The organism is Marinicella gelatinilytica (assembly GCF_026410405.1).
GTDB lineage: Bacteria > Pseudomonadota > Gammaproteobacteria > Xanthomonadales > Marinicellaceae > Marinicella > Marinicella gelatinilytica.
The window spans coordinates 198,158-219,368 of the sequence record NZ_JAPMLN010000001.1; the positions used below are offsets into that span (position 1 = coordinate 198,158).

Annotated in this window: 13 protein-coding genes; 2 read left to right on the forward strand and 11 right to left on the reverse strand. The window is 45.4% G+C overall.

Translation table 11 applies throughout. From position 1 onward, the window contains the following. Window positions 1-21: 21 nt before the first annotated feature. The 3 genes from OS173_RS00775 to OS173_RS00785 all read right to left on the reverse strand — a co-directional run bounded on the left by OS173_RS00775 (window position 22) and on the right by OS173_RS00785 (window position 1,562). The gene (locus OS173_RS00775; protein WP_267182366.1) at window positions 22-549 is read right to left on the reverse strand and encodes a hypothetical protein; all 528 of its coding nucleotides are present in this window, start codon (window positions 547-549) and stop codon (window positions 22-24) included. A 73-nt stretch (window positions 550-622) separates the two neighbouring features. Then, window positions 623-1,279, reverse strand: coding sequence for an SdpI family protein (locus tag OS173_RS00780; RefSeq protein ID WP_267182367.1), 657 nt, complete (start codon window positions 1,277-1,279; stop codon window positions 623-625). A gap of 1 nt (window position 1,280) precedes the next feature. Next, window positions 1,281-1,562, reverse strand: coding sequence for a metalloregulator ArsR/SmtB family transcription factor (locus OS173_RS00785; protein ID WP_267182368.1), 282 nt, complete (start codon window positions 1,560-1,562; stop codon window positions 1,281-1,283). Window positions 1,563-1,911: 349 nt separating this feature from the next. On the opposite strand from OS173_RS00785, the gene acs reads away from it, so the two are divergent. Next, window positions 1,912-3,840: an acetate--CoA ligase gene (gene acs / locus OS173_RS00790; protein WP_267182369.1), complete on the forward strand. Its 1,929-nt coding sequence runs from the start codon at window positions 1,912-1,914 to the stop codon at window positions 3,838-3,840. Window positions 3,841-4,382: 542 nt separating this feature from the next. Here the strand turns inward: acs and OS173_RS00795 are convergent. The 3 genes from OS173_RS00795 to OS173_RS00805 form a co-directional block, all read right to left on the reverse strand. After that, on the reverse strand, window positions 4,383-5,801 hold the full coding sequence (locus OS173_RS00795) for a right-handed parallel beta-helix repeat-containing protein (protein WP_267182370.1): 1,419 nt from the start codon (window positions 5,799-5,801) through the stop codon (window positions 4,383-4,385). 281 nt (window positions 5,802-6,082) lie between these two features. Continuing rightward, on the reverse strand, window positions 6,083-8,431 hold the full coding sequence (gene pbpC / locus OS173_RS00800) for a penicillin-binding protein 1C (protein WP_267182371.1): 2,349 nt from the start codon (window positions 8,429-8,431) through the stop codon (window positions 6,083-6,085). A gap of 3 nt (window positions 8,432-8,434) precedes the next feature. Next, entirely contained in the window at window positions 8,435-13,360 is a 4,926-nt protein-coding gene (locus OS173_RS00805) for an alpha-2-macroglobulin family protein (protein WP_267182372.1), read from the reverse strand. A 305-nt stretch (window positions 13,361-13,665) separates the two neighbouring features. On the opposite strand from OS173_RS00805, the gene OS173_RS00810 reads away from it, so the two are divergent. Beyond that, complete coding sequence (locus OS173_RS00810; RefSeq protein WP_267182373.1) at window positions 13,666-14,598, forward strand: transposase; 933 nt, start codon at window positions 13,666-13,668, stop codon at window positions 14,596-14,598. Window positions 14,599-14,852: 254 nt separating this feature from the next. Here the strand turns inward: OS173_RS00810 and OS173_RS00815 are convergent, their stop codons facing one another. The 5 genes from OS173_RS00815 to OS173_RS00835 all read right to left on the reverse strand — a co-directional run bounded on the left by OS173_RS00815 (window position 14,853) and on the right by OS173_RS00835 (window position 21,183). Further along, on the reverse strand, window positions 14,853-15,179 hold the full coding sequence (locus OS173_RS00815) for a hypothetical protein (protein WP_267182374.1): 327 nt from the start codon (window positions 15,177-15,179) through the stop codon (window positions 14,853-14,855). 32 nt (window positions 15,180-15,211) lie between these two features. Further along, window positions 15,212-16,777, reverse strand: coding sequence for a phospholipase D family protein (locus OS173_RS00820; RefSeq protein ID WP_267182375.1), 1,566 nt, complete (start codon window positions 16,775-16,777; stop codon window positions 15,212-15,214). Then, window positions 16,774-19,887: a DEAD/DEAH box helicase gene (locus tag OS173_RS00825; RefSeq protein ID WP_267182376.1), complete on the reverse strand. Its 3,114-nt coding sequence runs from the start codon at window positions 19,885-19,887 to the stop codon at window positions 16,774-16,776. The genes OS173_RS00820 and OS173_RS00825 overlap by 4 nt, the downstream gene beginning before the upstream one ends. A gap of 82 nt (window positions 19,888-19,969) precedes the next feature. Next, complete coding sequence (gene proC / locus OS173_RS00830) at window positions 19,970-20,800, reverse strand: pyrroline-5-carboxylate reductase (protein WP_267182377.1); 831 nt, start codon at window positions 20,798-20,800, stop codon at window positions 19,970-19,972. Further along, window positions 20,797-21,183 carry a VOC family protein gene (locus tag OS173_RS00835; protein WP_267182378.1) on the reverse strand — a complete coding sequence of 129 codons (387 nt, stop codon included), beginning with the start codon at window positions 21,181-21,183 and terminating at the stop codon, window positions 20,797-20,799. Before OS173_RS00835 ends, proC begins: the two co-directional genes overlap by 4 nt. Between the last annotated feature and the right edge of the window lie 28 nt (window positions 21,184-21,211).

Consider the following 21,211-nt stretch of genomic DNA (forward strand, 5'->3'; position numbering starts at 1 on the left):
ATAAGGTTGAACTAAGCTAAATCACCCCTCATCCCGCACAACCCTATAATAATAACCTTTAATCAATGCTTCAATCTGAGGCAGGTCTTCTTTTTTAAAGGCATATAAGTAAAAATCCTGATACCAGCGATCATCTTTCCAATGATAAATACCATCGGCATTGTCGCCAACTTGGTAATGTGAGATCAGTTGTTGTGCTTTTAATTCTATAACCAGTTCCACATTCATTTCGCCACGTGTTCGGATTTGGATTTTCACATCACCGCGGATCGGTTTATTTGCCATCGCGATGTGTTCGGCGGTTTCTTTTGAAACTTGTTCCGTGATGATATTTATATCAGCTAAGGTGTTTTGAAATGATTCTAACTGTTCAACATCTAGCCAAACCACCTGCGGTGCCGTCACCTGCAAATCAAAAACAAAATCACGCGCTGCTAACCAGGAATCAAAAACAGCATAATCTTTCAAAGCCATCATCACAGGAATAAAAGCAAACTTTTCTGATAAAGGTTTTATCGTTAGAGGAATTTTAGGTGATTGAGTGGTCATGGTTTTAATATGAATTAATTTATTAAAATCTCAACATCATAATATAGCTTAATAAGCTCAGTAAAAATTTGCTTTAATTTTCATCGCCACCAAACCCTTCTAATTTTTTATAAACATACAACGAATACAGTATCGGTACGATTGCCATAATACCGATAAGAACTAAGATGAGGCCGGTGGAAGCGCCTGTGAACGCGGCAATCATGATGACTAAGCCTGAGAGGATGAAGACCCAGGCACCGAGTCGGTGGGTTTTATACCAAACTTTGTCGCTGGCAAGAGTCCAAGGGGTGCGGATACCGAGAAAGAAGTTTTTTGGGACTTTGCTTAAGAAATTACCAATAATCATCATCAAAGCACCGGTGCCAGCCAAAATCCAGGCAGTGATATCAAGGGGTTTGCCTAATGCCACATGAAACATCAGCAGCATAATGCCAAGCAGGAACATGGCTGTTAATAGAGTAATGATGTAATAAACCCGAAGTGCGGAATCCAGCCGAAATCCTTTGGGGGAGATTTTTGGTAACAATAATAACAACAGAGTTGTGGCAGTGCTAATTGACGGTAACATGTATACGCCCCATGGCTTACTGGTGTAATCATCGATTTGTCCATCGATGTTCCAATGAGTGGGTATCATTTCAGGTAGTTTTGAATAGTAAAAGAATGCTGTTAACCAGGTGACAATCAAAACCACCACCACAGATATAATTAAATTTTTCTCTCGCATTTTATTCTCCCGACTGTCCGGTTAAGTTTTTAAACATAATGAGTAATTGTTCCAGCACACTCGTGTTTAAGGTGTAAATTCGTTTTTGCCCTGCCCGTCTAACCCGCACTAAATCTGCTTGTTTTAAAATGGTTAAGTGGTGCGATAATGTGGCGCCGCTGATATCGAGTTTATCGTTAATTTCTGCCACCGATTGTTCGCCGGTTTTCAGGATTTCGAGTATCCGCCTTCTTTGCACATCGGCAATGGCTTGGAACAGTGTTTGTTTGTTATCTTCTTTCATGTAAAGATTTTTTAAAGATTTATATTTAGATTATCATCGAAATATCTATTTAGCAAGAAAATTTATGTTTTTTGATAGGAATTTAAGTTACGAATTTGATCAATATGTGCACAGTACTTTTTGAAAACCCTGCTTTGTATTACGATGATTCAAACGGCGTTGTGAATCATAAGGTTCATAGAGTATTGCGCTATAAAACAGGGACACCAACATTAGGGCACCTTAGGGCAGCCATGCGGTTAGAGTGTTATACAATGTGATTTTGATTCTGAATTAAGCTTTCCTGCATGACAGTTGAGCTTGATATTGGTTATAATAAATTAACTAATAAATATTATTTGAGGTCAATATGTCAGAACCGATTAAAAATAAAGCCCCGTCCCGATTTACCATGCAAAGTTATCAGGATTTGTATCAGCAAAGCATCACCAATAATGAAGCGTTTTGGCGACAGCAGGGGCAGATTTTGGATTGGTTTAAGCCTTATTCTGAGGTTAAGGATGTGTCTTTCGATCAGGATGACTTGCATATTCGCTGGTATGGCGATGGTGAGCTGAATGTGTCTTATAACTGCATTGACCGGCATTTACCGGAAAAAGCGGATAAGACGGCGATTATTTGGGAAGGCGATGACCCGAAAAAAAGCCGGCATATCAGTTTTGCTGATTTACATGATGAAGTCTGTCGATTTGCCAATGTTTTGAAAAAAATTGGCGTTCAAAAAGGCGACCGGGTGACCCTGTATATGCCGATGATTCCGGAAGCGGCCTATGCCATGCTGGCGTGCACACGAATTGGTGCTGTTCATTCGGTGGTGTTCGGCGGTTTTTCGGCGGATGCCCTGGCCGATCGCATTATTAATTGTGAATCACAGTTTGTAATTACGGCGGATTATTCGCGGCGCGGCGGCAAAAAAATTCCCCTCAAAAGTAATGTGGATAAAGCCTGCGCAAAAACCGGTGTGATGGATTATTTAACTGATGTTCTGGTAATTCAGACCGATGATGAAGCGGTTAAACTACAAAACCATAATCACTGGTACCATGAACTGGCCAAGGACGTCAGTGATGAATGTCAGCCGGTGGCTATGAATGCCGAAGATCCCTTGTTTATTCTTTATACCTCCGGTTCCACCGGTTCGCCCAAAGGCGTTTTACACACCACCGGCGGGTATTTGGTGTATTGCGCTTTGACCCACAAAGAAGTATTTGGGGTGCACAATAATGACATTTACTGGTGTACCGCCGACATCGGCTGGGTCACCGGTCACAGTTATGTGGTGTATGGTCCCCTGGCCAATGCGTGCACCACGATGATGTTTGAAGGCGTGCCGAGTTATCCGGATTACAGCCGCTTTTGGCAGATTGTCGATAAGCACCACGTGGATATTATTTATACCGCGCCCACCGCCATTCGGGCTTTAATGAAACAAGGCGATGAGTTTCTTAAAAACACTTCGCGTAAATCGTTGCGGGTCTTAGGTTCTGTGGGCGAGCCGATTAATGTCGAAGCTTGGGAATGGTATTATGAGATGGTCGGTGACAAGCGCTGTCCGGTGATTGATACCTGGTGGCAAACCGAAACCGGGGGCATTATGATTTCGCCAATGGCCGGTGTGACACCGTTAAAACCGGGCAAAGCTTCCCTGCCCTTTTTTGGGATTCAACCGGCTCTAATGGACGCAGACGGTCAAGAATTATCCGGTCAGAATGAAGGTCAATTGGTGATTAAGGACAGTTGGCCCGGACAAATGCGCACAGTTTATGGTGATCACGAGCGTTTTTACCAAACCTATTTTTCCATGTTTAAAGGTGTTTACACCTCCGGTGACGGTGCCCGTCGTGATGAAGACGGCTTTTATCGCATCACCGGTCGGGTCGATGATGTCATTAATGTCTCGGGACACCGTATGGGTACGGCCGAAGTGGAAAGTGCCATTTGTGAGCATGACCAGGTGGTGGAAGCCGCGGTGGTCGGCTATCCCCATGACATCACAGGCCAGGGTATTTATGTCTATGCCATTTTAAATAATGATGACGATGCCGGTGATGAACTGGCGGCAGAGTTAAAGCAATGGGTGCGCAAAGAAATCGGCCCCATTGCCACCCCGGACCTGATTCAATTCACCCCCAGCCTGCCGAAAACCCGCTCCGGTAAAATCATGCGCCGCATTCTCCGGAAAATCGCCGCCAATGAGATCGATACCCTCGGCGATACCACCACCTTGGCTGAACCCGATGTGGTCGATCAGCTGATTGAGAAGCGGTTGAATCGGTAGGGTTTAAACATTAGAAAAGCTTCGCTTTTGTAGGCTTTGCCTACTGGGTATCCGGGTCAAGCCCGAATACGTCGCGTATTTGGGGCTGATTTAAATTTTAAATTGCGACTTCCTCGGACTTGATCCGGGGATCCAATTTGCGATAGCAAATAAAAGCTTTGTTTTTTTCATTGCACTATAGAGTCATGCCTAAAATGAATTATTCTAATAGTTCACAGACAGCAGTATATACTAAATCAACCCGTGGTGCATTTGGGAGAAAAAACAAATACTGTCATATCGACCGAGCGGAGCGAGTGGAGATATCTCCCAACGGTAGAAATTTGTCGCAAAATTGAGGAGATTCCTCCATGCGCTTCGCTTAGTCGGAATGACATACCTTTTTTTGGAGGTAAAACCATCTTTATTTTCCAAAAATCACTCCAAATCCACCACGGGTTCAATCAATATTTTAGATTTCATTTAACTTCTCTTTGGACTTTTTCAATTTGTAAGATATCTTTACAAGTTGTTTAATGGGTAAACTGCTTAGCTTAGTGTTATCACTCAAACCCATCGGCAAAAATCAGGTCGATGGTTTCGTAGGCGCCGATGTCGAGGATGCCGTCGTTGAGTCGGGGTTGAGCTTGTTGGTGTTTTTGGTATTCGAATTGGGGTGAGTGGGTGCTTAGGTTTGTGGGGATGGCCATGCCCTGGTTGATGCTGGCGGCGTTGATATTGAGGCGGTAGTTCTGGCTGTTGAGGTCGATAAAATCCGGGGTGCTGCCGGTGATTTGATTGCCAAGATTATTGACCACGCCATTGGGGCTGCAATGGCAGTCGCTGTAATTGGTTTTAAGCCAATTGTGCTGATAGTTCAAAGTGCCGTTACCGGCCATCAGTGCCAGGGTATGCCCGGAGGCAGTACCGTAATAGATGTTATTAAAGACTTCGGTGCTTTCATCGTTGGTGGATAATCGCACCAAGGTGGTGTTGCCGCTGCGTTGCGAGATGAAGGTGTTGTTGTATAGATGAAGCGTGCCTTTACGGTAATCGGCCAGTGTGCCGCTGTCACCGCCGTAATGTATCATTTGCGAATTGCCGTCGTTGTCCGGTTCAATCAGAATATTGCCATAGACATGGGTTTCGTTGTAACTTGGGTGATTGACCAAAACGCTTGAATCTTCGGCATCGACAAGGTCCAACTGGCGATTACCGCCTTCAATCCAGTTATAGGCCACCACCAAACCGGCGGAACGGTCTTTCAGGTTATTGCCCCCGGCCCCGGCTTTTAACGGCCCAAAACGATTAAACTGATAGGTGATGTCGATGGCGGCGGTGTAAGTGTTGTGCTCATAAATACGACCGACCACACCGTTACCGTAAATATGGTTTTTCTCAATCAAGATGTTCTCGGTCTGACCGTTAAAAGCACCGATAAACAAGCCGTTTCCGGAGTTACTGAGGCTGCAGTTGCGAATGGTTAAATGCGCGGCTTTTTCGACATAGATGGCGGCGGCATTGTTGCTGTAGGTTTCGGTTTGGCCTTCATCATTGGTGAATTGATAATCCGGATGGCCGGAACGGATGTCTAAATTCTCAATGATAATGTGCTGTGGTAAGCCATCACTCGGCACATTCGAGCCACCAATTTTAATCACGCCACGGAGTTCATTCCAGAAGTTCAGACCGGCCACCGTCACGGCATTCTCACCATCAATCACCGGCTGTTGACCATTTGGCCCATTAACGCCAATAATCGATATGGGGTTCTGTGCCGTACCCTGGACATTAATCACCCATTTTTCCCGATAAGGTGTTGATCGCCAGTGAATATAAACCCGATCGCCGGCTTGTAAAGTGGTCCAATCGACATCGGCAATGGCCGATAAGGGCTGGCCCGGGCCAATGTGGTAGTCGGCAGCCTTAACTGAACAGCCAATCAGCAAAAAGGCAATAAAGGTGTACGTTTTGCGTTTCATAGTATGATTATAATCCCACAAAACCACATTATTGAGAATGGACTCACAAAAAGCATGGTTTATGGCCAGATGACAAGATTTCGCTTAGTCTGGATAGAACCTCAGCCATTCCGTCATTCTCGTGCTCCGACACGAGAATCTCATAACTATTACGCCATACAAAAAAACAATGTTATTTGCACAGATTTTAAGTGTTACTCATTGTTTAATCATACTCTTAACTTACTGAGATCCTCGGATCTTCGTCCGAGGATGACGTGATGCTTGATATACAGAATTCCTTACATCGCCACCTCGAAATTCAGGCTGGCTTGTTGGGCACTTTGGTCGATAACGCGCAATTGATAGTGGCCGGGGGTGAGTTGATCGAGTTGTACGGTGCTTTGTGAATTGTTAATCAGCCGGTCGTTGAGAAACCAGTAATGCCGGCCGGTGGAGCCGGCGACGGTGAGTTCGATGCTGGGCAGTTGCCGGCTACCGGCTTCGGGATAGAGGGTGGCATCGGGATGGATGCCAACGATTTCTAAGCGGTTTTGGTTGTGCCACAGGCGGCAGTCCTCAGCAAAATCCGGTAATAACTGATCACGGTGCCAGCGTGGTGGTAACCAGGGTTCCAGTACCACCGGCCAAACGGTGATTTGTTGTTGCCGGGCTTTACCGCTAGAGCATTGCGGTGTGACGCGTTCGCCTTGGTTATTGAGTAATACCGTTAAGCGGGGTTTTTGAAGTTGATTCATCAATCCGTCATGGCGGGTTGGCGGCGTCATGTTATTCAGAGTATAGGCCTGTTTCTTACGGTGGCAATCGGCCGGATTTTGTAAATTTATGGCCGTACCCAAGGGCCAGCAAATGGTGGTTAATTGGACACTGGCCGGTGCCGGGTACATGTCAGCATTTTTAGGAAGCATGCCGTGGACTTGTCGCAGTAAAGGCACCGCAGCTAAGCGTCCGGTGTTGTCGCTGACAAAAGCGCCATCGGGCCGCCCCACCCAGACACCGATGGTATAAGCGGTATTAACGCCAACGGCCCAGGCGTCGCGGCCACCATAGCTGGTCCCGGTTTTAAAAGCCAAATCCCGGTTACCGGTTAAATCATCGTGATAGAGTCTTTTTTCAAGCTGCCCCTGCGACAGGATGTCTTGCACAATCCAGGCAGATCCGGCACTTAATAAAGGCCGTTCTATCAGCTTTTGTTCCGGTACGTAGCGTAGAAATCCTGCCTGTCCGTTGCGCCCCAAAGCACTGAATACTTGCATTAATTCCGCCATATTAACCCCGCCGCCACCTAAAGCCATGGACAGATTGGGTTGTGCCCGGTTTGGCAGTTGCAGGTTTAAACCGGCGTTATGCATGGCAGCATAAAATGGTTCAGGACCGATGGCATCGAGTAATTGTACCGCGGGCATATTTAAGGATCGCAACAAAGCTTCTGAAGCACTGACCGGTCCGCTGAAATGCTCAGAAAAGTTATGGGGTCGATAGCCGTCAAAAGACATCGGTACATCCAACAGCAAAGATTGCGAATGAATTAAGCCCTGATCAAGCGCCAGTCCGTAAATAAAAGGTTTTAAGGTGGAGCCCGGTGAGCGCACCGCTTGGATCATGTCCACCTGCCCTGCGCGGCTGTCACTGAAAAAATCTGCACTACCAAGGTATGCGGTCACAGCCATGGTTTGATTATCCACCACCATCACCGCCACTGACATGGCTTCACCACTGTTTTCGGCGTATTCTTTTGCCAGCCATTCCAGTTCGGTTTGTAAATCACGGTCGATGGTGGTTTGAATGAGGGAACGATCGGGGTATTGCCCGCGCAAATCACGCGCCAATAAAGCGGCTGTCATGGGCTGGGTTTTGTATTGTGCATAGACCGGTTCATGCCGGGCTTCCTGAACGGTTTGTTGTGACCAGACTTTATAATCGGCCAGCCGGTTTAGGACCTTATCGCGGGCCTGTTGCGCGCGTTCCGGATAACGATCAGGCCGATACAAACTTGGTGCCTGCGGCATCACCGCCAACAGTGCGGCTTCAGCATGCGTTAGTTGAATGGCCGATTTACCTAAATAAGCATGGGTGGCAGCTTCCACACCTTCTAAGGGGCCGCCAAAGGGTGCATAATTGAGGTAAAAATTGAGTATGTCTGTTTTACTGTAATGCCATTCCAGTTGTAAAGCACGAAACATTTGCCCGACTTTTCCGCGCAGCGTTTTGTCATGATTCTGCATAATTCTGGCCACTTGCATGGTCAAGGTCGATGCACCGGAGATATATCGCCCTGCCCGCAGTCGCTGCCAGGCGGCACGCACAATGGAGAATGGATTAACACCAAAATGCTGATAAAAATAGCGGTCTTCGTAGTTGATTAAGGCTTCAATGTACAAAGGCGAGACCTGATCCACTGTGGTTGGGTAACGCCAGACGCCATTGTCATCGGCAAAAGCGCGCAACGGTAAGCCATCTTTATCCACCACCACCTGGGCAAAATGCCGTTGCTCAAAGGATTCCACCGGCAACGGCCATATGCGATCCAGAATTAAAAAAGTGAGCCAGGTGGCGACACAACATAATAACAGCAACCACAGCGGTTTTTTTAGCCGCTGTCGTAAGCTGATCGGATGCTTTGTGGCCATACTTTATCGGACTTTAATGGTTAGCTGCGCATCGGTGTCTGATAAGCCCCGAATGTCAGGTCGGTACATGTCTTCCACCAAAGTCTGGGGCACGGTGTAAGTACCCGGTGTCACTGCCCGCACCAAATAAACCAAATGCGTCGCTTCATAAGACGACAAGGTAAAGGCTGCTACGTAACGGTCATCCCGGTATTCTTCATGCTTTAAACGGTTGTTTTCATTCCATTGTTTCGGCGTTTTACCATCAATTTGAATGTCATCCAGACTCATGGCGTGATCAAGCGCCTGATTTTCAGGTTCAAAGCCTGCCGGCAGCAAGTCCACCAATAAGGCATCAGGCAAATAACCAATCGATTTATCGAGGCTGGCACTGATTTTAACAATCACCAAGTCTCCGCTACTGACTGTTGATAAATCCAACACTTTACCCGACAAGTCATAATACTGTTTATCGACGCTCACACCTTCCGTTAACGCCATGGGCTTATTCGGGTAGCCCTGATAAATCCAATCAACATACAAAGCTTCATCACCGGTATTTTCAATCTTAATATCGGTTTTGGCATCGTCCCCGACATATACATTGACCAGATCCTGCTGACGCTGAATGGCGGTGGTTTCACCGGCGTTGGTCAAATTAATCTGCCAGTTACCGTCAGATTGTTGTGCCAGGGATTTTGCCGTTCTAAATAACATGCCACGCTCTTGGGTTGAGAGCCAGCGGCGTTTTGTGAGTTCAGATTTGATCTCAGGTAGCATGGACAACACCGATTGCGGTAATTGATTTAACAGTGGACTTTCTAAGCCTAAACGTACCACGGCGGTATAATCGCGGATTTTTGAGCCATAGTTACCGTAGTAGGCATGGCGGTCAGTCTGCCATTGGAGGTCCATCACCTTTTGCCAGGCTTCGGTGGCGCGTTGTTGATCGCCCATCAGTTCCAGGGCCCGGGCACTGTGTGCTAAAGGCAAGGGGCTGTTGATGTCTTTTGGAATACTGTCATAAACCCGGCGCACATCGCCGATACTGAGTTGTTGACTTTGTGCCAATACATAGGCGGCATAGGCTTTCACCGAAACCCGAAATACATCCTGGTTACTCAAATAGCGGCTGAGATCTGACTGCAGACGAAATTGGCTTTGCACATAATAACGCAGGCGTTCAGTGGCTTTATTCAAAGCATGAGTCGGCACGGAATAACCTTGGTTTTGAGCGGTCAACAGAAAGTCCGTAGCAAACACGGTTAACCAATTGGCTTCGTGGCTGTCATTAGACCAATAACCAAAACTGCCATTGGATTTTTGCATACTAAGAATACGGCCAATGGCAGTTTCGATGTGTTTATGCCGGTTACTGAATAGGTCTATATTGCTTTGTTTGGCATACACCGAAAAATCCTCTTTATCGGCCAATATGAGTGGCCATGCACGGCTGGTGGTTTGTTCCAGGCAACCATAAGGGTATTGTAACAATTCAGCCAATTGTTGCTCTTCGGCCAGGATGATTTGATCAGAAATTGTTAACACCGATTTCAAACCATCAGATTCAAAATGATTATGCCAATCCTTTTTGTTGGACACTGTTGCACCGGCCTGGACAATCAGACTATGCTGTTGGGTGATGGCCGGACGCGCCGCACGCAGTCCCAAAGCCCATTGGCGATCCATACGAAAGTCACTGTTACTGGCATCAGCCTGAATCGTGAGGTGGCCTTGACCCTGATGATTGGTGGCTTTAATCGGCAATTCGATGCGTTGTTTTTCATCGGCTGTTAATGACAATGTTAAGTCTTTATGTTCGCCGCCAAGGGCTTGATCGGCTTTGATACTGAGTTTGATTTCGGTGTCTTTGTTTTCGGTGTTATGGACTTCAATAACGGCGGTTGACTGATCGCCTTTAGCCATAAAGCGCGGCAAGGAGGCTTCAATCACCACCGGCGCAGCGACTTTCACGGTGCTGTCAGTGCTGCCGATTTGGTGGTTATTAAAAGCCACTGCCATCAGGCGCAACTCGCCATTAAAATAAGGCAGTTTAAAGTTTATCTCCGCTTCACCCTGTGCGTTCAGCGGCACTTTCTCACTGAGTAAAGAGACGATTTGAACTTCAGACTTGGGTTTGTCGCCACCACGGCTGATGTCGGCGTCACCACCAAACTTTTGCACCGCTTTCTTGGCATCAATCAGTGCAATTAAACGGCCATACATGTCATGAATCGCCGGCGAATATTGTCGTGGATTAAAAAACCAGGCAAACGGATCCGGGGTTTTGAACTGACTGACATTCAAGACACCGGTGTCCACCGCAGCCAGCGTCACAAAGCTTTGTTGTTGTGTGTTAGCGTTAAGATTATTGACTTTAAGCTGAACTGTGAAATGTTGATCAGGTAAGACTTTGGGCTGATGGTTGAGCTCGATTGCGAGTTTTTGGTCTTGTTTATCCAGCGGCACATGAATAATTCCCAAAGCCCGTTGCGGTAGGTGTTTACGTTTCGGTTGCCCGGCTTTAATGACCGTAACCACAGCGTAAATGTCCTGACGGTGCCAGTTTTGGTCAATGGGTATCTTTATTTCAGTGCTTGCTTGATCTAAGGTCTGCACCTGATGCCACAGCAATTCATCTGATTCCACGGTAATCAATGCGGTTCCGGCAAACGGCGCTTGAACACTTAAGGTGGCACTTTCACCGGGCGTCACCGCATGATGCTGCCAATTGAGCTTCACCTGATCAGGTTTTTCAGCTTGTAAATTATTCGGATCATACCAGCGCCAACCGGCAAAAAAGCGGTAAGAACTGAGGATATTTTGTTGTTCATCCCGCACTTCTAATCGGTACTGGCCGTATTGCAAAGGCAACTGGATTTGTACCGCCTGGGCGGCGGTTAAGGGCTGTATGGCACTGTAAACGGTTTGTTCCTCATCACGATTACGATAGGCCCAGCCATCATCACCCCAATGCCAATAGCGCTGGCTGTTTTCCTGAACCAGAACCACCTGGGCATCAGCCATATCAATTTGCTCGCCGGCTTGATTAACCGCTATTAATTCAAAGCCATTGGCGGTATTGGGGTCGGCAAAGCGGCTGTCCCATAAAGGCTTAATGCCGACAGCACGGTCATGGGGCCAAACCTGCAAACGACTGTAACGCGACAAAGGTCGGCCACCAGCCTCATAAACATTAACATGGGCGGTGAGGTTTAAAGGAAACTGTGTGTCCTGCCATTTATTCGGTATGATTAAGGTGCCTGTCCCTGCTTCACTCAGTTGTGCTGCATCGACGGTGAAACTGTCATTATATTCCTGATAATGGTTGGCGCCAAATTGATAATCGCTGTAGTCCTCAAAAAGTTTTTGCGCTGTGGATAATGTCACGGTGGCATCAAAGCGATTGCCGGCGGCCGGTGCGCCGTATAGATAGTCTGCCAGGATACTAATTTTGGCCGGTGCGTCCGCTGCGACTTGTTTGTTGTCAGGTTTCAGGGTCATAGTCAAACGTTCAGGCAAAAAGTCCTGCACCGAAAAGTCATACTGAAAACGGCGTTTATCCGATAAATGCACCACAAATTGCCATTGTCCGGTCATGGCATTGTCCGGTAACTCGAATGTTGTGCTGTAAAAGCCCTGCGCATCACCGGCCCAGTTAAAGTGCCGAATCACACGGTTATCCGGGCGCTTGACATCAACAGTCAGCGGTAAAGCACGTTCAAAGCGACCGTCATCATTGCGCAACAAGCCATTAATATGCACCGTTTCTCCCGGACGGTATAAATCTCGGGGCGCGTACAAGAACAATTCCTGGGGCTGATAATGGCGACCACTGATCGGGTATTCGCTTATGTCGAGTTTCGGTTCATTGAGCCTGAGAATTTGGATTTGCTTATCTTTTTCAGCGACGATAAATTGGGCTTTTTTACGCCCTGAAGTGGGTAATTGAGCAAAACCACTGGCATCAGTAAGCGCTTCGGCCTGGATAGTGCCTTTGTCATTGTAAACCGTTAGCTTGACATTTTGATAAGCAGTTGCGTTGGGCAGTTGTTGCACAAATAAGGCCATCGATTCGCTATATTGACGGCTGTGTAATGCGATGTCGGTTTGGATAAACCAGCTGCTGGCATAATCATAATCGTAGTTTTCGGCGCCCATCATGGTGACAAAATAAACCCCGGCCTGGGTGATTTCATCTATGCCATTCATCGGTAATTGATGTTGTTCTGTTTTATTGGCGGTGCTGTCTAAATCAAATTGTGCGGTATAAACTAAATCAGCCATTTTGGCTAAATCACGCAGCTGATAGGTGCTGGTTTTGTGTGGATTTTGCAGAAACTGATGCAGTTGATTGCTGTGGATACGCCAGAATTTCAAATCTACGGCATTCACATTGACCGCTTCAATCGGCAGCGTCTTATCGCTGGAAAGCATGGTGTAGCCTTGCGATACAAATCGTACCGATTGCTGGGGCGGTTGTGTTTTTAGGGTTTTTTGGTGGTTCTGGCTCAACGTTTTACCGGATTCAGATTGCAACGATTGGCTGATCTTTATGGTATAGTCGGTATCGGTTTCAATAAAGGGGTAATATAACGCCAAACCCTGCTCATCGATTATCCAGGCAGGTTGAATCCTCTGCCCTGATTCGGTAACCTGAATCCGCTGATTAAAATCCTGTTGTCGATCCAGTGGCTGATTGACATTAATCTGCAAAGCCGCGGTGTTATCATAAATCCCTTCTGAAATATTTAAAACCTGAAATTCACCGGCATGGCTGACCACAATTTGAGCAGTTTCACTATCGGTTTCTTGGGCCGTCGTGGTCTGATCTATTGGTGATTTGGTGACTTTGTTGTCAGCTTGTTGTTGTGATTGATCATCGCTTGAATCACCACACGCAGCGAGAGTTAAAACAGCCAAAAACAGAATCCATTTGATGTGTCGCATTTGTCTACCCATTATGATTATTGGCTATTATTGTAGCCAATGAATCTGACAAGAAAATGATTATTTCGGGCAAAAAGCTGATAATCGTGAAACTAATCACATTATCCGCATGAATTGTTAATCAAACGAATCGCTAAAAATCAAATCATCACCCATTTGGCAATTTAACAAAGAATCAAGAAGAATTCAGGACAGAAGAATTCAGGACAGTCACCTCATGTAGTCATTTTCTTACAAGCCCAATCGACATTTGCTACAGATTTTATTTTTCTATTCGGCGAAAATGGCGTTTTGATAGGGAGATTATGATGACTGTCGCCAGAAAACAGCAAATTTGTGTGAATCAGACGCCTTATTACCACATCATTTCACGATGTGTCCGTCAGGCCTTTTTATTTGGTAAAGACCCCTTAACGGGAGATTCGTATGAACACCGTCGGCAATGGCTGGTTGATCGTATAAAAAAGACCGCTTCGGTCTTTGCCATTGATGTCTGTTCTTATGCCATTATGAGTAATCATTTCCATCTGGTATTACGAATTGGTGATAATGCTCAGTGGACCGATAAACAAGTCCTGATGGCTTGGTTATTTTTATACTCACTACCCATTCTTTGTCAGCGTTATTTACAAGATGATGTAAGCGATGAATTAGAACTAAAAGAAGTAAAGCAATATGTAGAGTTATACCGTGAACGGTTATGTTCTATATCTTGGTTCATGAAGACTGTCAATGAATACATTGCTCGCAAAGCTAATCAGGAGGATGAGTGCACTGGTCATTTCTGGGAAAGTAGGTTCAAGAGCCAGGCATTGCTTGATGAGCGGGCTTTGTTAACTTGTATGGCTTACGTTGATTTAAACCCGATTAGGGCCGGGTTAGCCAAATCTTTGCGTCATTCAGAGTTTACCTCGATTAAAGAACGGATTGAACACAAGAGTACGGACTTATTGGGCTTTGGTCAGGGCGATCATGACCTGCCCTTTTATCTATCAAGCTACCTTGATTTACTCGATCAAACCGGTCGCATTATTCGGGATGATAATCATGGGTTTATTTCTGTTGAAATGGCATCTGTTTTAAGTGATTTGCACCTGAATCCTGATACCTGGCTGGATGAATTAAAGGCCTTTAAATCCTTTGGTTTTTCTGCGGTGGGTACGGTTAAGCAACTTCAGGAATACTCAGCCATAACCAAGAAAAAATGGTCGGTGGGCTTACGGCTTGAGCCGGCATAGCAATAATTTTTAATCAACAAATTTTACCGTACTTCACTGTATTGAAGACATTCGGCTCGTTCTAAATAAGTTGATATTAGAATTCAAACCCACTTTTAAGTCAAAAGTCCTAGGTTCAAATCTCAAAAACAGTTAAACCCCAGCATTGAGCAATTATTACCCACGGACAATGCGTTAAAAACATTAAATTATTTGATTACTATAGTGTCTGTCTATTCTTTTATGGGATGAATAGGTGACTGTCCTGTTTTTGGTTATTGTTGGTTTTGTTGGGTGATTTTCCAGAATTGCTGTTTTGTTTTGGGGAGGATGGTTTTTAGGTGAGCGTTGATGTCAGGGCTTTTAGGGATTGGTTTATTGTTGATGTAATTCCATAAATCGACGGTGGTGAAAGTGGTTTTGTATTCTGCGCGCAGGTTTGTGTTGTGGGCGTAGCACAGGGATTCAGTGTCTGTAGTATTGGCTAAAAAGACCATATCGGTTGCTTGTTCGAGTTCACGGATAAAATCAAAATCAGCCGATTCATTGCGGTATTGAGCCAGCATATGGCGGACACACTGTTCGGCAAAATTATTAGACATTCTGAGTGTTATGGAAATTCATGTTGAAAATTTTATAACAATTTCTGAATCGGTAGCCAGCCGATAAGGGTTAGCATCATACGCTGCAAGGCGGTGCTGTTCGGGTCTTTATGGTGTTCGACAGTGTGCCCGGGGCTTTGGTATTCGAGCCAGGTTATATGGCCTGTTTCGTCAAGCTGTAATTTGTAGGCTTGGCGGTGAAGGTCTTTTTGAAAGTGTTGGTGTATATCCCGGGCCAATTGCGGGTTGTCGATGACAACGCCCATTTCGGTATTAAGGCGGGCGGAACGGGGGTCGAAATTAAAAGAACCGATAAAAACCAAATGATCATCCACAGCGAAGGTTTTGGCGTGTAAGCTGGCGCCTGATGAGCCCAAAAACCCGAGATCGGCTTTGTTTTCTTCGATGGCGTGGTTGGCTTTTAATTCATAGAGTTCGATACCGGCTTGTAATAAGGGTTTGCGGTATTTGGCGTAGCCGGCATGCACCGGTATAACATCATTGGCTTCAAAGGAATTGGTGAGTATGCGGACTTTAACGCCACGGGCAGCAAGGTTCGCAAATAAATGCACTGATTTGGCTGGAACAAAGTATGGCGTGACAATATCCACTTTGGATTCCGGTGATTCTAAAATGCTGCTTAAGCGGGTCACCATTAAGACATCTTTTCTGTTGATCCCTAAGGATTTTTTGGGATGGTCACTGATTAATTTAACGTCTGACCAGGTTGTTACAAGGTCGTGATTTGGAATGGCCTGAGCCAATTCACTGTTAATAATGGCTTGTCGATAAGTGTGGTACTGTTGCGATTGCTTAAGCGGTGTGAATGCCTGTCCCAGCAAATCTTTATTCACTTTAGTTTGGTTAATAATATGCTGGGCCGGTATGGCCAGCGTGCTGTTGTAAAAAAGATCAAAATTATCGGCAATATCCGCGGTTACTTTTCCTATGGTTAATACATCTAAATCATTGTAGTGAGGGTTTAAGCCGGTGTTGAAATATTCATCACCGATATTACGGCCGCCGATAATGGTGGCCAGGCCGTCGATGATCATGGCTTTATTGTGCATACGGTGATTGAGACGAAAGAAATCCCAGGTGAAATTAATTAACTTAAAACGCCGAAACACAAATGGGTTATAGAGCCGAATATCAATCAATTCATGTTGGCTTAACTGGTTAATAATACCATCCAAACCGCCGATGCCATTGTCATCCAACAGCAGGCGCACCCGAACACCGCGATCTGCCGCTTCTTTAATGGCCTGTAATAACCACAGTCCGGTTAAATCATGATGCCAAATGTAATACTGGGCATCGATACTGACCTCGGCCTTTTTGATCAGTAATAATCGCATGATAAACGCATCCAAACCACTGGCCAGGGGCTTAATGCCGCTTAAGTTTGGGTGTTGTTTTGCCTGGGTGTTGATATATTTTGACCATGGGCTGTGGGTTGGCGCAGCCAACGATTGGCTGTCTGACTGATGTTGGAAAGTGGGTAAGGGAAACAACTGGCGCGCCACCACCACGAATATGGCAAAAAATAACACCAACAGTATGATGTCTTTAAACGTTTTTAGGAGAATTCTTTTCATGCCGAAATGGGTTTAAGTAAATCCTGCCACTGATGTTCACTGAGTTTTAAGCCTTTACTGTCGGCTGTCAACAATTGCGAAGCCAATTCACTTTTTTTCTGCTGCATCTGGTATATTTTTTCTTCCACGGTACCGCGGCTTATGAGTTTATAGACAAACACTTGTTTATCCTGACCGATGCGATGGGCACGGTCACTGGCTTGTTGTTCGGCGGCCGGATTCCACCAGGGATCATAGTGAATCACGGTATCGGCAGCGGTCAGGTTAATACCGGCACCACCGGCTTTCAAGCTAATCAGATACACCGGAACCTCTTCAGCCTGAAAACGTTTGATGTCTTGTGTGCGTTGTTTGGCCAGGGTTTTACCGGTTAGAGAAAGATAGTCGATGCCTAATTTTTTTAATTCTTTTTCAATTAATGACAACATGCCGGTAAAGGAAGAAAAAATCAAAATACGTCTGCCCTCTTCCACTAAGTTCGCAATGGCGGTTTTCAGCCAATCAAGTTTCGCCGAGGGGGCGCTTTTATCCACGGAAGCCAACTTCACAAGACTTGGGTGACAGCACACTTGGCGCAATCTGAGTAAAGCATTACCGATCAGGATTTGATTGCCCTGATGGTCTTTAAACGCTTGCTTGATTTCATCCACCATGGTCAAGCGTATGCTTTCATAGACGTGTGCCTGGCGCTCATTCAAATCAATCATTTTCACGATTTCATTTTTATCAGGCAGCTCTTTAGCCACTTGAGACTTGGTGCGTCGCAAGATAAAGGGCGCCATGCGTTGTTGCAACTCCTGTAACCGTTCCTGATTCTGCTCTTTTTCAATGGGCCATTGATAGACCTGTTGGAATAATTTTTCACTGCCTAAGAAACCGGGCATCAAAAAATCAAACATCGACCACAGTTCACCTAAATGGTTTTCGACCGGCGTTCCGGTTAAGCATAAACGGTGTTTCGAAGGGATGGCTTTGGCGGCTTGGGCGGTTTGGGTTTTGCGGTTCTTGATGGCCTGGGCTTCATCCAGAATAAGATAGTGAACCGGTTGTTGGGTCAATCGCGTCATATCACGGTTCATTATGCCGTAACTGGTCACCACTAAATCGTAGTGTGACCAGACTTTATACAAATCATCGCGGTTATCACCACTTAATATCAACACCTTGAGGTCCGGTGTAAATCGTTCGGCTTCAGCCTGCCAGTTACCCAATAAACTGGTGGGCGCCACCAATAAGGACGGTGCTTGTGGTTTGTTGTTTTGTTTTTGGTGTAACAATAAAGCCAGGGTCTGGATGGTTTTACCCAAGCCCATATCATCTGCCAATAAACCGTGTAATTGATGTTCCTGTAAAAAACAGAGCCAGCTAAAGCCGTTCACCTGATAATCGCGTAAAGTGGCTTTTAATCCGCCTGGCGGCTTAATGACGGGTAATTGTTTGATTTGCTGAAGTTGTTTAACTTTGTCTTTAATGGTGTCATCACCTATCCATTTGAGGCGATTGCTGGAATCATCGGCCTGTTGTTGTTTTTTTGTCGGTAGTTGTTCCTGCCAACTCTGTTGTAATCGTGCCACTTGCATAAGCTGTTGTTCCGGCAGCGTAATTTGATTGTGCTCATCCAGTGGTTTGTCGCTGTATAACTCTCCCATGGTGGCAATGATTTGTTTCACTTTTGCGGCATCCAGACCAACCATTTGATCCGATTCTAACTGTAAAACCAATTCATTTTGGACTTGTTCAAATTGGCCTGTCTTAATGGCTTTGACTAAGTACGGCATGATATTAACCTGTTGCCCATCGACTTCGACACCAAGTTCTAAGCCATAAGATTGGGCACTCTCCGTTGCCGCTGTTTTTTTCTCCACTTTGAGGTACCAGTCCTTGGCTGAAAGCCGATTTAAACGGAAACTATCGGCAAAGCCAACATCCCAGCCCAAACCATGCAAAGCGGTTAGCAAGGTGGCAAGTCGTACAAAATCATTGGCTATAAAACGGTCATTGATTTCAAATCGACTGCTGATGGGTGATTCAAAATGTGCATGCACGGAGTCAAGCTTATCTAATAAATAGCAAAATCCGGCAATTACAGTTAACTGGTCGGCGTCGATGCTAACCCGACCATGACGCACATCGCTTAGTGAAAAACTAAAATCATTATCACCCACATAAAACTCAAGCGCTGCCCAATCAAATTGATACAGTGTTTGTGGTGGCCATGGAAACTGAATTTGTTCACTGTGGATGCGTATTCTGGGTTTGATGGTCAGTGCTTGTGGTAATTTGATGTTTTTTAGGGCTTTCGGCTTATGCGGTGTTACAGAATTTTCCGACAACACAAAATCAAAACCGCTGGTTAATCGACGCGGTGGTTCCATTTGCGGCTCAAGCTGATATTGCAGTTGAATGGGATTGCGATAACATGCCCGCCAAAAGCTACGGCCGGTCTCAACAATGGCTTTAAGCAGTTCATCATCACGTTCAGCGTTTAGTTTAATGGTATGGCTTTGTGTGAGACCCAATTCATGCATGATATAAAATACTTTTTGATCAGCCAGTGACACAAATTTAGGGCGATTTTTTAACCACAACAAGCTGTTGTCAATGGATTCTTTAATGGTGTAGCGATCATCCTGACTTAAGTAAGCTTTGTGGATGGTGATGACATAAGCGTCTTTATCCGGATGTTCATCCAATAAGTACACCACACGGTGTCTGGCCATTGCCGGAAAAGGGTCATGGCTTTGCTTTTGCATCCAGACCATAAAGGTTTGATTGATGTTCTGTAGCGCTTTAATCTGATGGGTAAACGGCTGAATTCGGCTCAAGCGGCTGCGGTTTAGCAAAGCCAAAGCTGCGACATGCTCACAATGTGAGCTGCTACCACAATCGCATTGGCCTTTTGCATTATTACTATGGTCTTGGATTGGCCATGCGAGTTTAACAGCATGGCCGTCAACATGAGCGCGGCTGATACCGGTACTACCGGGTTTTTGCCAGTCATGAACCTGATTACCAATGATTAATTGACAGGCTTTATAGAGCGTAGTTTCGCTGAATAACTGACTTAATCGATTACCGGGACCTTGAAACGCAAGCGGCGTTTTTTGCATAAATATCAAACAATTATTTTAACCAATCAACCATTATAAAACATCCGGGACAGAAACCCCAAGGATTGACTGAATGCGGTGGTTAATTGCTGTCAGAGGATAATTCTGCAGAGCGTTTTGTCGCTGCAATCACCGCTTGCTTTACAATGTCCTCAAAATTCAAATCTCGTAATTGTGTCAATGCCGCATGGGTGGTGCCTTGTGGTGAAGTTACTTGATCAATTAGTTCAAGCATCGATAAGTCACTGCGTTCAGCCAATAAGGCTGCACCAATCGCTGTTTGCTGCGTTAATAAGGTGGCATTTTCTTTAGATAAGCCAAGTTCTTCAGCAGCGGCTTGTAATGCTTTAATAAAGGTGAAGAAATAAGCCGGTCCACTGCCCGATAAAGCAGTGACAATATCCATATCCGTTTCTTTCGTAACCCAAACAGAGGTACCAACCGCATCCATCATTTGTTCACACATTAAACGTTGTGATTTTGTGACGTGTTCATTGGCAAACATACCAATGGCACCCTGGCCGATGGCAGCCGGCGTATTGGGCATGGTACGTACGATGGCTGTGGGATGTTGTAACCATTGTTGCATTTGTTGGGTGGTGATACCGGCAGCCACTGACACCACCACCGGTGTTGAATTATGAATGTTGTCACGAATTTCAGTTAATGCGGTTTTCATCACTTGTGGTTTGACTGCCATAACCACCACATCAGGCCAGCCAAAGTGTTCATTATTGTCATCAAACACTTGGATTTTAAAGCGGTTACGAATGTATTCGCGCTGGTTATAATTAGGATTTGTGGCTTTTATATGGCCGTTATTAAGGCCTTTATTGAGTAAACCACTGATTAAGCTGGCAGCCATGTTGCCGGCACCGATAAAACGTATTTGGATGTCTTTGATGGATTTCATGATTGCGCACTAATTTGTTTCGGTGACCACAGTTCAACTTTAAAACCTTCAGGATCGATAAACCAGCCAAAATCACCGTAGTCTTCGGTTTCAATATCCCCCACTTGTCGGGCACCGGCTTGGCAGACTTGGTCTAACATGGCTTGCACATCATCAACAATAAAATTAAACATAAAACGTTGTCTGGATGGCGCAAAGTATTCAGATTCGTTTTTAAATGCTCCCCAAACTGTTTTATCGGCTTGTTGAGCTAGCTGAGGATTAAAAGATGCACAAAAAGGCGCTTCTAATTCAAAACCCAGGTTATCCTTATACCAGGTGGCTAACTTTTCCGGGTTATTACATTTAAAAAATAACCCACCGATTCCTCTTACTTTTTGCATTGTACTCTCCATTGTTTGAACAAGCGCG